Source organism: Lacrimispora sp. 38-1 (assembly GCF_049890855.1).
Classification (GTDB): Bacteria; Bacillota; Clostridia; order Lachnospirales; family Lachnospiraceae; genus Lacrimispora.
This window is the reverse complement of the sequence record NZ_JBANEW010000053.1, coordinates 1-14,017: the sequence shown is the minus strand read 5'-3', so window position 1 is coordinate 14,017 and position 14,017 is coordinate 1. Positions and strand designations below refer to the sequence as shown.

Here is a 14,017-nt window from a genome sequence, read left to right as displayed (position 1 = left end):
ATGATACAAACGTTTGTATATTGTGAAACAGATTATATCATCCAAAAATGTCGTTGTAAATATAACTAAATACTCCTGCAATTAGTTGCATAAATTAGTGTTTATTTTCAAAGTCCATTGTATTTCGGCAGTGGATAATCAAGCTCATAGCATCTGCATAAATCGATAAATTCCTGAAAAGTTCTTGTTAAAAGCTTGTCCTTATGATGAACGATATAGAAGCATCTTTTAAACTCTGCCCCTTCGATCTTAAGCGGGTAAACCAGCTTTTTCTCCAATGGGCCGGATACCATACGCCTTGGAACCACAGCAATTCCCAGCCCATGAATCACTGCATTCACCAGAGCGGTTGTACTCATCCCCTCCCATACCGGCTTAACCGTAATGTCTTCCTTTTCCATCACCTCTTCAAACAGCTCTCTGGTCCCGCTTCCATGCTCACGCAAAAGAAATTTCTGTCCGCTTATCTCCTCTTTTTTCAGCACCTGACCCGGGTAATAGGGAGAACGGCCGGGAGCAATCACAGCCAGTGAGTCCTCCATATAAGGTTCCGCAACAAGAGAGCTTTCATGAACCGGACGCTCCACCAGCGCAAAATCCAGTTCGTTGTTTAAAAGCTTCTGCTCCAGCTGATGGGAGGTCCCTATAAACACCTGCACTTCTGCCTCCGGATACATGGCGGAAAACTTCTCCACATAGCTTGGCATAAACTGGGAACCAATGGTAATGCTTGCCCCAACACGTAAAACCCCAATGGTGTCCCAGTTTCTGATGCCCTTTTCCATATCATCAAGCAGCGCAAATATGCGCTGTGCATATTCCAGAAACTGTCTTCCTGCCTCAGTCAGATAAAGCCTCCGGGAAATGCGGTCAAACAATATGATTCCATAATACTTTTCCAGTTCCTGTATGGCTACAGAAACTGACGGCTGGGTCATATATAATTTTTTTGCTGCTCTGGTTATACTGTTATTACATTCACACACAGTGAGGAATATACGCAGATGACGGATCGACATAGTAATACCTCCGATTTATTATAGCTAATTTCATATGTTATTAATAAAATTATACTATTTTAATTATAAACGGGCAAGTGCTATACTGAAAAGAAGAAATGACAACATGTTAACAGCACTTGCAACCTGCACGAAAGGAAGTTTCTATGAAATATTTAATAAAAGCGGGAAAACTTTATCAGATCGACAACGGAAGACCGGGTGTAAAGCTGGCCTGCTTAAAAACGCCCTATTATCCTATAAAAAAAGCCATTCTTTCACCTGACGGCAGAATTAAATTGTATGCAGATATTAAGAGCTGTCAGGGCGGAGAAATGAGCGGAGACCGGATTTACGTTCTTTCTGATCCTCTCAATCAGACTATTTTATCCGGCATTCCCATATACTGCGATAATCTGTCTTTACTGAGCGGAATGTCAGTGAATCAGATCAGACTTACAATGGAACACAGGCTTTATGATCTGTTCATGAGAAGCACCCGGGAATACTGTATTATGGATGAAAACAGCTGGGTAGCTGTCAGGCTGGAGCACTGCTTTGAAGGCGGCGGGTGGTCTGTGGAAGCAGATCCGGTTTTTTCTCCTTTTATTTTAATGGGGTTCTTTATTTTCTGCAGATACTTAGACAAAGAGAACGAATTTATAACGGATTAGGAAAAGGAAATGAGTCAGATGAACAGAAAAATACTAATTAAAATATTCTTATCTACAATCTATTTAAGTACCTTTACCTTTGGCGGGGGCTATGTAATCGTCACTCTGCTGAAGAAGAAATTTGTTGACGAACTTCACTGGATTGACCAGCAGGAAATGCTTGATCTGGTGGCGATTGCACAGTCCTCTCCAGGAGCAATTGCTGTCAATGGGGCCATAGTTGTCGGATATAAACTGGCCGGATTGCCCGGCGTTTTTTGCGCCGTGCTGGGCGCAGTAATCCCGCCTTTTGTTATACTCACCGTAATCTCCTTTTTTTACACTGCTTTCAAAGAAAATCATATGATACAGGCTATGTTAAACGGTATGACAGCAGGAGTTGGTGCCGTGATTCTTTCTGTTGTTTACGATATGGGAAGTGATGTGGTAAAACAGAAAGACCCTCTTCTCCTCCTCCTTATGGCGGCTTCCTTTGCTGCTGCTTATTTTTATCACGTAAATGTGATCTATATCATTCTGGCTGCGGCATTGGCCGGCATATGCAGGACTATCATCAGAAAACTTAGAAATGAGGCATAACCATGATTTATTTAAAACTGTTCTGGGCATTTTTTCAGATTGGTGCATTCAGCTTCGGAGGCGGCTACGCTGCCATGCCGTTAATCAGGCAGCAGATTATTTACAATTATCAGTGGCTTACCATGAAAGATTTTACCGATTTAATTACCATTTCACAGATGACACCTGGACCAATAGCCGTTAATTCTGCAACCTTTGTCGGAAACCAGATCGCCGGAGTACCCGGAGCTTTTTTTGCAACGCTGGGCTGCGTCCTTCCCTCCTGTCTGTTTGTCACCTTCTTATCCTGGGCCTATAACCGATATAAAAATTTAAGTATTCTCCAGAATATACTGGAAAGCCTGCGCCCGGCTGTCGTATCCATGATAGCAGTCGCCGGATTGGATATACTTCTTCCAGCTGTTTTTCCATCCGGTATCATCTCTTTTCTGCCTGATGAGGTGAAGCTGCGCCCGGTACTCTATTTTGCCGCTGCATTATTTCTCCTTCAAAAGAAAAAGAAAGATCCTATTCTCGTCATGGTTTTGTGTGGAATTGCGGAGATGGCTGTTCAGCTTATCGCACCTGGTGTATAAAGTCATTTATCTCCTATTTTCATGATACAATTATGCATTTAACCGTTGTAATTATCTTATTCTCCCTCATACCTCATAATTTCAGTATCTTTTTTTACGAATTTTCTATTAACAAAATGTCGCATTGTGTCGATTAATAGTTGATAGTTAATAAAAAATGAATCTGATGGCAGGAAAGGAGGTCATTTTTAAATAGGTAAAAATTCGGCTGCATTTCATGCAGTTTATTTTTATGCGATAACTGGTAAATTTTTCCATGTCAGCAATCACTATATTACCGGTGCACAGGAGGGAAGTCTTTTTTACTATTTATTTAATTCGAGGGAGCATTTAGATGAAGAACAAGAAAAAAATTAATTTTAATGATATGAAGCTTGCGGCAAAGACATCCATTGCCACAGGCATCATACTGATTATGAGTTTAACCTTACTGATTTCAATCTCCGCCATACTTGCCAGCAATGCAATTTCCAAAGCCATCAATGGCGAGTTTACAGGAATTGCCGCTCAGAATGGTCTCATGGTTCAATCTATTATCGATGATGCATCTGGCACTGCCAAAGATTTACAGGATTACTTAAACCGCGTTTATAACGGCGGGGAAGCCACCAGTGACTGGAAAAACATCAACCGTAAAAGCAAACTATACAATGCCCAGCTGAAAGAAATCAATTACGAAGTGGAGAACTATATTGCAAATTCAGCCTGGGCAGCTCTTAATAACAATGATTCCCTATATGGAGTAGGAGCTTTTTTTGAGCCCGGACAATTCGATCCGGCAGTCAAAGATTACTCCGTATATGTTGACCGTGACAATGCAAAAAATAACACGGCCCAGTCTCTTGGAGCTTACAGTGAATACTCCAATCAGGATTATTACCGGATAGCACGGGAAACAAAAGCTCCATACCTGACTGATCCTTTTGATTACAAAGGGACGATGATGAGTACCATTGCATATCCAATTATGAACGGAGATAATGTAATCGGTGTGATTCTGGCAGATATTAACGTATCCAATTTTTCCAGAATCAAAACCTCTGATGCCAAGTATCCTTCCATGTATGTGGATATCTATACGGAAGGAAATATGATTGCTTTTGACAGTAAATCAAGTGACAGTATTGGAAAAAAGCTGGAGGACTTAATTCCCGCATCAGAATACGCAAAGATCGTGAAGATGCAGGAAAACAAAAAGGAATTCCACATTACTACACGAAAAGCCAACGGTTCTCTGGAGTCCAGGCATTACTACCCTATCACCTGCGGGTCCCAGACCTGGTGGGCCTCAAGCAGTCTTGACACAAGCGATCTGAATAAGGATGTGGTAAGAAGCGTGATTGTCATGATTGTACTGGCTGTTTTGTGCCTTATTTTTATTAATTCAGTTGTTATCGTATTTTTACGCAGGACATTGAAACCAATTGATGGAGTTGTGGCAGCTGCCCAGAACATTGCAGCCGGTAACTTAGATGTTCAGGTTGAAATCAAAAGCAATGATGAGATTGGACTGTTATCAAAAACATTTGTGGAAATGAGTCAGAATTTAAAGCGGATCATTCAGGATATTAATTATCTGCTTGGCGAAATGAGCCAGGGAAACTTTCAAGTCGAATCTGACTGCCAGGATAAATACACCGGTGAATACCGTTATATTTATGAGGCAATGCATAACATACGCCTGAATTTAAGCAGTACTCTTCTGGAAATTGACGAAGCTTCCGAACAGGTATCCACAGGCGCCTCTCAGGTAGCGGATGCTTCCCAGGCACTCAGCCAGGGAGCGACCGAGCAGGCCTCTTCCATTGAAGAACTGTCCGCAACAATAACAGAAATTTCAGAACGTATCAAACAAAATGCAGCCAACGCAGCTGAGGCGAATATCCTTTCTCAGGAAGCAGGCATAGGTATCAGCGAGAGCAATCAGAAAATGACAGAAATGACAGAGGCAATGAATGAGATTGCAAATACTTCCAATGAGATTGGTAAAATCATCAAAACCATTGATGATATTGCTTTTCAGACTAATATTCTTGCTCTCAACGCAGCCGTGGAAGCAGCGAGAGCCGGATCTGCAGGCAAGGGATTCGCTGTAGTCGCTGACGAAGTGAGAAACCTGGCAGGCAAATCAGCGGAAGCAGCTAAAAATACCACCGCTCTCATTGAAAATGCCATATCAGCAATAGGAAGCGGAACAAAAATTGCTGATGAAACAGCACAGGCTCTCCGGGTAGTTGTTAAAAAAGCGGAAATCTCCACCGGTAAAATCGCTGAAATTGCAGAGGCGTCCAATGTACAGGCCGAAGCCGTTACACAGATCACAACCGGAATTGACCAGATCTCTGCTGTTGTCCAGACGACTTCCGCGACTTCAGAAGAAAGTGCTGCGACTTCAGAGGAATTGTCTGCACAGGCTGTGAATTTAAAATCTCTGGTTGGCAAATTCCAGCTGGTAAATGGGAAAGACCAGTCAGCAGAAGTATCCGGTCTGGCAGATCACAGGGAAAGACCGTCTTCTGAGATTTTTGAAACAGACACAGATTTTAAGTATTAAAGTATTCAGCAGCAAAAAAACGTACATGATCCGGTCACTGAGTCATGTACGTTTTTCATATCTATTTCACTTTACAATTCCATCCCAAGCGCAATAAACCGGAACATACGAATTGCTCCCTGATAATATAAGTCTTCCGCGCGTTCAAACGCTTCATTAAGTTCCATAACCCCATTAACCGTAGTCATAATGGAACGGATTCCATAATCATAAATTTTCTCCGCTCCCGGGCCCATAGATCCGGTGAGAGCAACAGCTGCTATTCCTTTTCTTCTGCATCTTTGCCCGATTCCCTGCATCACCTTGCCAAAACAGGACTGCCAGTCTGCCCGCCCCTCTCCTGTAACTACAAGAGAAACACCCTCCAGACGGGAGTCAAAGTCAATTAAATCAAGCACGGTTTCAATACCGGATTTTAACTGCCCGCCGAGAAATACGCAAAGTGCAGCACCCAGACCGCCCGCGGCTCCTGAACCGGCGATTTCATCGGGATTGATTCCAAATTTCTCTATGATTCTATTCCTGTAATTTTCCATGCCTTTCTCAAGCTGGTCTAATACAGGGGGAGTCCCTCCCTTCTGCTTTCCAAACGTATATGCAGCGCCCTCCGGACCGCATAACGGATTGTTTACATCGCACATAACCGTGAGTTTTACCTGGCAGAGCCTGGGATCCAGACCGGAAACATCAATTGCTGAGACCCTGATTAAATCCTCTCCCGTCCCGCTTAGTTCATTTCCCTTATCATCTAAGAACCGGGCTCCCAGCGCTTTCATACAGCCCATTCCGCCATCATTTGTTGCTGATCCTCCTATGGCGATGGAAATGTCTGTGAACCCTCGTTTTAGCGCATCCTTTATCATTTCACCTGTTCCAAAACTGGTAGTGACCCTGGGATCTCTCTGACTCTCCGGTATCAGTGTCAGACCTGAAGCTGCAGCCATCTCGATGATAGCCCGTTTCTCATCCAGGCTGCCATAATACGTGTGAACCGTCTCTAAAAGAGGTCCATGTACAGTCACAGGCACTTTTTCTCCCCTGACAGCAGCGATTACTGCGTCTGCCGTACCTTCTCCTCCGTCCGCAACCGGAATTCCTTCCCACTGGCAATGTCCAAATATTTCCTTAGCCGCCTTACCTAACAGATCGATTGTCTGCGCACTGGAAAGGGTTCCTTTAAAAGAATCGGATGCAAATAACAGCTTCATATCAGGTTCCTCCTTTCCCCCTTCATGCCTGATTCCTAATGAAGAATCAGTGACAGAATAAATATTTCCAGTATTCCTGCTATTCCAAGAACCAAAGTTGCCATGGTCTGGGTCTTATATCCTTTTTCCGGCGTCATTGCTCCAAAGTTCGTCACTACCCAGAAATAAGAGTCATTGGCATGAGAAACGGTCATTGCTCCTGCACCGATTGCCATGCAGGCCAAAGTGATCCTGACTGGACTCTCCAGACCCAGCATGGGAAGAAGAGGCGCCACAATACCGGCTGTTGTAGTCAGGGCTACTGTTGAAGAACCCTGTGCACTCTTTAAAATTGCTGCCAAAAGGAAGGGGAAGAAGATTCCCATGGTACTTAATACAGAAGCATGATCCTTGATGTAATTGACCATGTCTGTAGACGAAATCACTTTTCCCAGAACTCCGCCCGCAGCTGTAACAAAAAGAATGGGGCCCACTGTTTTTAAGGTTTCATTGGTGATTTCATAAAAGTCACTCATTTTTCCTGCCCCTTTGAGCTGAATAATACTAAAAAGTGTACCAACAGCCAAAGCAATGATAGGAGTTCCTAAAAATTTAATAATATCTCCGCCAAGTCCGGTTATGCCTGCCATGGATACTGCGGAAGAAAGAGCCATCAGGAGAATTGGAACCACAATCGGAGCCAGAGCATTGGCACCACTGGGCAGTTTTCCAAATTCTGCAACCAGTTCTTCATAGGTTTTTCCAATCTCTCCCATATCTGCTTCATCTGCTGATTTCACCTTTTTTCCAATGTATCTGGCATAGAAATAGCCTGCAATTAAGGGGAAAACGGAACATAACGCGCCCATTCCCATTACAAGAAGGAGATTTTCACCGATTCCAAGGGTGGATGCCGCAGCAATAGGTCCTGGTGTCGGCGGAATAAATACATGGGAGATATATAACCCGGAGGAAAGTCCCACAGTCATTGCCACGGATGATGCTGCAGTTCTGTTAACCAGCGCTTTTCTGATTGGATTCAAAATAACAAATCCCGAATCGCAAAACACGGGGATGGAGACGACCCAGCCCATCATTTCCATTGCCAGAACGGGATTATTTTTCCCCACCAGCTTAATGACCATATCCGCAAGTTTCAGTGCAGCCCCTGTTTTCTCCAGGACTGTTCCAATTAAAGCACCCAGAATAATTACGATACCGATACTTGAAAAAGTGCCGGAAAATCCCGCTCCGATTACAGATGCGAGTCCGCTTACTTTTGTTCCATCTCCCAATGTTTTGTCTGCCAGCGGTATTCCTGCTATAAGGCCTAACAGCAAAGAGATGGTCATGATGGCGATAAACGGATGAATCTTAAATTTGGAAATAGCCATAATCATCAGAATAATCGCCAGGATAAATACAAAGATTAATGGTAAACCTGTCATAAAATGACCCCCTTTAATGAAATTATAATGCAACCAGCTTCTTGTCCTAATATTATCATCATCATAGTCAGGAAACCACTGCCGGGAATCCCAATATCATGGTCAAATTTTGTATCATCAGTACAAAACTAATGTTCTTTTGTTAAAAAAGAATAAAAAGTTTCCATAAAAAAACGGTCATTTGCCGCTTCAATGGGGTTGATATTAAAGTAATCTTTTATCTTGCCGTAACGGTACAAAAGTGTATTTTTATGAACAAAGAGCTCTTTTGAGGCTGTCACCAGATTATAATTGGCTTTTATCAGTGCACCTGCAATTTCGATAAATGACCGCTTCAGATCTTCATTCATTTCCTTCTCATAAGTCTGATACATCCACTGAAGCTCATTGAAAGGAACGATGGAACGCACATACTTTCCCGTGTAATCATAAAAAAATGCCGCTGTACTGCTCACTTCCTTTTCCTCCAGCCATGCACAATGCCTGTAAGCATAGTAATACTGAGTAAAATTCTCCTGAAAAGAACCAATGAAAAATCTGCAGTGCTTCTCCTGTTCACGCAGCCACTTTAATACAGTACTGAGATAATCTCCGATCAAATACTTATAATCAGCAAATAACTTGGTGCTGTCTGTTTTCATGGTTTTAAATATCAGTACATGATTTTCATTAAGAACTGCGCTGATATCCTCTCTTCCATGACGCGGTCCATGTTTCAGCATGTCCAGTATCAATTCAGCTTTTACATCCTCTGTTTTGCATAAGATCGGGATCCGGATTAAGTTTTCAGAATAATTAAGCTGATGCGCCATACTACGCAGTTCTCCCGGATCAGAATGTTCTACATGGATCAGCAGATTGGTAAAGTGTTCTTTTTTATCTCTTCTGCGCCGGATTTCCTCCTGCTGCTTTTCATATTTTAACATTGCCTCAATAGCCATTTTTGTAATCAATGCAACAGGCTTAATTTCAGCCGGCTCTCCGGTAATACCAACTACTCCTTCCCTCCTTCCGTCTATATTAATTACCATGTTAATACCGGGTCTGACACCCGGATAATCTTCCTCTCCAGATGTTACCACCATGTCTTCCTTTCCTGTCACAATATAATAGGCAACCTCATGAAAAGTTCCCACCCTGCTCTCATCCCGGCTTGCGATAATGACCCCCTGTTCATTCATAATATTGATATTGTACTGGGTATACTGGGTTACCTGTTCAATAAATTTCTTTGCCAGATCTGTTTCAATCATCTCTTACCTCCTGACGTTCTCTGCTGAATAAATAACAGCTTAACATATTTTTCCGTCTGCCACAATAATGCGGAAGCGATGATATTCTTTACTTTTTCAAACTGTTATGATACAGTAATTCTTGCCAGAAAATTATAAAAAGGAGAATATTATGCTGACAGATGATTACGCTACCCGGATCAATAATGGAATGGTGAGTACGCTGTTAAAACTGATTTTTAACATAGAGCTGGGAAAAAATGACGACAGGGCTTTTAAAAGCCGGGATATGGAAGAAAAATTTGAAGAACTGAAAAAGCTGATTGAGGATGGCTCCATCAATGAAGCCGAGAATACTCTTCTGGATGAACTTGATTCAGGCGATATGGAATACTTAAAACTGGCTTTGATGTTCTATTACACGTTAAATGATAAAGATGGAGAATTTTTAGATAACCACGATTTTTCCAAATCTGAAATATCCGATGGACTGCGTTATGTATCAGGAGTCTACGGATATGAGAGCATGGCGGAAGCGATGCTTGGAGACAGTGATGTCTGAATATAACTGCAAATCCCCCGTTCTGCATCATAGCCTGCAGAATGGGGGATTTTATAAAAGTTGATTTACCTGGACATATGTCCATTTAATTTTTCGACCAGCTCCTCAACTGGAACTCCGTGTACCATACAGGCTTCTTCCAGACTTTCCATGGTGGAGGAAGGACAGCCGAGGCAATGCATTCCCATTTCAAAAAAGTATGGTGCTGTGGTACTGTCTGCTTCTAAGATTTCTCCGATTAATGTTTCCTTTGTCACTGTAAGATTCATTTAAATTACCTCTCTTCTGATATTGTTTTTCATTGGCTCAATGGTTTCAAACAACCGCCCTGCTCCTTCTTTTGGCAGGAGCACCTGCTCCATACGGGGCAGCGCAATTCCTATGGTTTCTCTTATGACATCTTCAATGGTCTCGACCGCAATGATGGTAAGTCCCTCTTTTGTCTCTTCCGGCACCTCCTTTAAATCAATCACATTATCCTGAGGAATCAGAACTTTCTTAATTCCCGCTCTCTGAGCCCCCAGAAGCTTCTCTTTCAGTCCGCCTATGGGTAATACGGCTCCTCTTAACGTAATCTCTCCAGTCATGGCAAGTCTGGAATCCACTTTACTGCCTGTGACTAAGGATGCCAGAGCAGTAAAGAGAGCGATTCCGGCGGAAGGACCATCCTTTGGTACCGCACCTGACGGAACGTGAATATGAAGATCTCTTTCTTTAAAATTAAAGGTATTAAGAGGCAGTCTGGATTTCAGCAGGCTTAAGGAAATTCTGGCGGATTCCTTCATCACATCTCCCAGCTTTCCGGTTAATATGATATTGCCGCTTCCCGGCATGTCAGCCGCTTCGATGAATAAAATCTCCCCTCCTACCGGTGTCCAGGCAAGTCCGGTTACCACTCCAGGCGGGTTGTCCAGCTGTGCCTTCTCATGACGGGATACTTTTCTTCCCAGGAGGTCTTCCAGATCCCCAGCCTTTACAACAACTGGAATATCGGTCTTTTTGGATACGATTCTTTCTGCAGCAGTTCTGGCAAGAGATGACAGCTGCTTTTTGAGGCCTCTGACTCCGGCTTCCATCGTGTAATCGTTAATGACTGCTTTCAGCACTTCCTCTGCAATTACAAGTTCTTTTGAAGTCAGTCCATGCTCTTTTAATACTTCCGGGATCAGATGATCTTTACCAATATGAAACTTTTCATCTGCCGTATAGCTTGTGATGCTGATGATTTCCATTCTGTCAAGCAGCGGTCCAGGTATGGTCTCTAAGGAGTTTGCTGTAGCAATGAAAAATACATCGGATAAGTCGTAGGGCACATCCAGATAATGGTCTGTAAAGGTGTTGTTCTGCTCCGGATCAAGTACTTCCAGGAGTGCGCTGGCAGGATCTCCGCTATATCCTCCTGACATCAGCTTATCCACTTCATCCAGCACCATTACCGGATTGGTAGCGCCGGCTTTCTTCATGCTTTGAATGATTCTTCCAGGCATGGCTCCTACATAGGTTCTCCGGTGTCCCCTGATCTCCGACTCGTCTCTCACGCCTCCAAGGCTCAATCTGGTATAAGGTCTGCCAAGAGCCTCGGCAATGCTTTTGCCAAGACTGGTCTTTCCTGTTCCGGGAGGACCCACTAACAGGATTATGAAGCCTTTCTTTTCTTTGTTCAGCTCCATAACAGCCAGATGCTGTATGATTCTGTCCTTTACTTTATCAAGACCATAATGCCTCTCATTAAGGATTCTCCTTGCTCCGTCTAAATCAACGGATTTTGCAGGCTGTTTTTTCCAGGGCAGCTTAACCAGCAAATCCAGATAATTGCGCATCACCTTATAATCCGGCTGGTTTGGTCCCTGTTCCTCCATTTTTTCATATTCTTCCAGGGCTGACTCCTTTATTTCCTGGGGCATGCCTGCTTCTTCAATCTTTGAACGGTAATCATTGTCCTTCTTGCCGTCCCCTTCCCTGCCTTCGTTTAATTCTTCCTGAATCGCCTTTAACTGTTCTCTTAAAACTGCTTCCCGATAGCTTTTATTGGCTCTTTCAGAAAACTTCTCAGTTACCTGCATCTGCAGCTCGATCATTTCCTTCTGCTTCAGTATATGATCCATAAAACGGAGGCTTCTTTCCTTTAAGGACTGGATTTCTAACAGCTGATAACGCTCCTCCGGTGATATCTGTATAAACTGGGATAAATACATCATGATTGTGTTGATATCATGAAAACCGTTTACGATCCGCTGATACTGTTCACCACCTGTAAATTTACTGCTGATATCATTGCTGACTTTTTTAATATATCCCAGCATTTCCTTAAGGCTTCCCTCATCCAAATCTGCAAGATCCGGCGCTTCTTCAAATGCTGCGTATAAAACTCCTTTATCTTCACTGATCTGGTTCACCAGGATTCTGTCACCAAGTTCTACTGACAGGCGAACCCCCTTTTCCGTCTGTTCGACTGAGTTTATGGAAAAGGTGACTCCAATCCGGTGAAAATCATCTTCCTTCTTATCTTCCTGGCCCGAATCCTGTTTCAGCGGCAGCGCAATTTTTACGATTTCTTCCTCTTCCAGGCTCATGATCTGTCTTTCATTTAGATGTTCCAGATGTATTATTGTCGCCACACCAGGCAATAAAACTTTATTAAAAACCGGAACAATTATGCCGAGATTATTATCATTATTATTTTTCATAGTTTTATCCTTTCTGTGCGTATTTTAAGTGAATGTTCATTTAACAATCAGGATTTAATTTGCGAGATATCTTTTAAAGTATCAATAAAAGAACCTCGCTTATAAACATTACATCATAATTGCATTTTGTATCATGATAATCAGCTCTGTGAGCAGATCCTCTTTCTGAGCTTCATTCTTCCGGTTATCAACCGCAATGGCTTTCACCGGCTGGAAAATAATTGCCAGTAAATTATCTTCCCGGTAATCTCTTAAGATATGGTTCTGCTTCATCTCAGCCATCATATGATAAATCTTGCAGATGCCCTGTTTACCGGAACAGCTGTTGGCTAAAGACGGACAGTTGGAAAACTGTTCCACAAAACTGAAAATTTCCTTATTCTCCAGAATGTAGTTATAATAGCTTCGGATGAGTAATTCAATCTGCCTGTGGCCTTCCATCTCCTGCTTCATGCTGTCTAATAAGTAGTCGTAAATCTCTTCTGAATACTCCAGGTAAATGTCATGCAGCATCACATCCTTATTCTCATAATAGATGTATACCGTTGCCGGCGAAACCCCTGCCATTCTGGCTATTTTAGAGACAGAAGTGCCATGAAAGCCCTCCTGCAGGATCAGCTTGATTACTGCTTCCTTGATATTCCTCACCTTTTCGTCGTCTTTTCTTCTCATTCCATCACCTCTATGGCTTTATAATAAACGATCATTCACTTATTGTCAATCATTTTTTTCTCGAATATAAACAGAGGAATTTTTCTTCCTATACTGCAGCGGCGTAATCTGATATATTTTCTTAAATGACTCAATCAGACGTCTTTCATCTGAGAATCCGTTATTAAGTGCGATCTCCAGAATACTGTGATCCGTACCTATCAGTTCGTTCCTGGCTTTTAAGATTCTGTAATTTGTCAGATATTGTTTGAAATTAACCCCTGTATTTCTCTTAAAAAAACGGGAAAAATACTCTTTTGTAAAATAAAAACGCTTTGCAGTATCTGACTGAGTAATTGGTTCCATATAATGTCGTTCTACATGCTGAATGATTCCCTTTAAACGTTCATTATTCTTTTGCTGGTTGATGTTCATGACAAAATCCTTCATTTGGTATCCATCCTGGCACAGATAATAAAACAGCTCCAGAATCAGGCCCTTTATCAGCAGACTCTCCTCATGATTACAGGAGCATTTTGCTTTTTCAGACAGAGTGACCATGATGCGCTTCACCTCTGTGCGGTTGAGCTGGTCAGATACTACAAAATAATGACAATCCAGATCAGGAAAACATTCCTTTACGAAATCCCTGGATATAATAAGGACCACGGCGATCATTCCCCTGCTTTCACAAACAGTACGATCCGGAATAATGCTGTGAATGCTTTCAGAATTTACAACCACCAGATCTCCGGGGGCCGCATGAATGCAGTTCCCATCTACATAATGATCGCTTTGCCCCTGAAAAATATAAGCTATCTCCAGCTCCGTATGCCAGTGATTTAATAAGTTTTCTTCGCAAATCAACGG

At 42.5% G+C, this 14,017-nt stretch carries 13 protein-coding genes; 5 read left to right on the top strand and 8 right to left on the bottom strand.

The genetic code is table 11. The annotated features are described in order from the left end of the window. Positions 1 to 107: 107 nt before the first annotated feature. The gene (locus V7D18_RS12675; protein ID WP_426154645.1) at positions 108 to 1,019 is read right to left on the bottom strand and encodes a LysR family transcriptional regulator; all 912 of its coding nucleotides are present in this window, start codon (positions 1,017 to 1,019) and stop codon (positions 108 to 110) included. A 146-nt stretch (positions 1,020 to 1,165) separates the two neighbouring features. Here V7D18_RS12675 and V7D18_RS12670 point away from each other — a divergent pair, with 146 nt between their 5' ends. From V7D18_RS12670 to V7D18_RS12655, 4 genes are all read left to right on the top strand, one after another. After that, complete coding sequence (locus V7D18_RS12670; protein ID WP_426154644.1) at positions 1,166 to 1,672, top strand: hypothetical protein; 507 nt, start codon at positions 1,166 to 1,168, stop codon at positions 1,670 to 1,672. An 18-nt stretch (positions 1,673 to 1,690) separates the two neighbouring features. Beyond that, on the top strand, positions 1,691 to 2,251 hold the full coding sequence (locus tag V7D18_RS12665) for a chromate transporter (RefSeq protein WP_426154643.1): 561 nt from the start codon (positions 1,691 to 1,693) through the stop codon (positions 2,249 to 2,251). A 2-nt stretch (positions 2,252 to 2,253) separates the two neighbouring features. Beyond that, entirely contained in the window at positions 2,254 to 2,826 is a 573-nt protein-coding gene (locus V7D18_RS12660; protein ID WP_426154642.1) for a chromate transporter, read from the top strand. 334 nt (positions 2,827 to 3,160) lie between these two features. Further along, entirely contained in the window at positions 3,161 to 5,380 is a 2,220-nt protein-coding gene (locus tag V7D18_RS12655; protein WP_426154641.1) for a methyl-accepting chemotaxis protein, read from the top strand. A gap of 71 nt (positions 5,381 to 5,451) precedes the next feature. Here the strand turns inward: V7D18_RS12655 and V7D18_RS12650 are convergent, their stop codons facing one another. From V7D18_RS12650 to V7D18_RS12640, 3 genes are all read right to left on the bottom strand, one after another. Continuing rightward, positions 5,452 to 6,588, bottom strand: coding sequence for a glycerate kinase (locus tag V7D18_RS12650; RefSeq protein ID WP_426154640.1), 1,137 nt, complete (start codon positions 6,586 to 6,588; stop codon positions 5,452 to 5,454). Positions 6,589 to 6,623: 35 nt separating this feature from the next. Then, a complete protein-coding gene (locus V7D18_RS12645) occupies positions 6,624 to 8,015 on the bottom strand; it encodes a GntP family permease (protein WP_426154639.1) in 1,392 nt (463 codons plus the stop codon). A 128-nt stretch (positions 8,016 to 8,143) separates the two neighbouring features. Continuing rightward, entirely contained in the window at positions 8,144 to 9,268 is a 1,125-nt protein-coding gene (locus V7D18_RS12640) for a CdaR family transcriptional regulator (RefSeq protein ID WP_426154638.1), read from the bottom strand. 151 nt (positions 9,269 to 9,419) lie between these two features. Between V7D18_RS12640 and V7D18_RS12635 the strand changes: the two genes are divergently transcribed. Beyond that, positions 9,420 to 9,809 carry a DUF6483 family protein gene (locus V7D18_RS12635; RefSeq protein ID WP_426154637.1) on the top strand — a complete coding sequence of 130 codons (390 nt, stop codon included), beginning with the start codon at positions 9,420 to 9,422 and terminating at the stop codon, positions 9,807 to 9,809. 65 nt (positions 9,810 to 9,874) lie between these two features. On the opposite strand, the gene V7D18_RS12630 is transcribed toward V7D18_RS12635, so the two are convergent. From V7D18_RS12630 to V7D18_RS12615, 4 genes are all read right to left on the bottom strand, one after another. Then, positions 9,875 to 10,078, bottom strand: coding sequence for a DUF1858 domain-containing protein (locus V7D18_RS12630; RefSeq protein ID WP_426154636.1), 204 nt, complete (start codon positions 10,076 to 10,078; stop codon positions 9,875 to 9,877). Beyond that, complete coding sequence (lon, locus tag V7D18_RS12625) at positions 10,079 to 12,496, bottom strand: endopeptidase La (RefSeq protein ID WP_426154635.1); 2,418 nt, start codon at positions 12,494 to 12,496, stop codon at positions 10,079 to 10,081. A gap of 108 nt (positions 12,497 to 12,604) precedes the next feature. Further along, on the bottom strand, positions 12,605 to 13,168 hold the full coding sequence (locus V7D18_RS12620; protein WP_426154634.1) for a TetR/AcrR family transcriptional regulator: 564 nt from the start codon (positions 13,166 to 13,168) through the stop codon (positions 12,605 to 12,607). A gap of 45 nt (positions 13,169 to 13,213) precedes the next feature. Beyond that, on the bottom strand, positions 13,214 to 14,017 hold an 804-nt coding region (locus V7D18_RS12615; protein ID WP_426154633.1), incomplete at its 5' end, for an AraC family transcriptional regulator.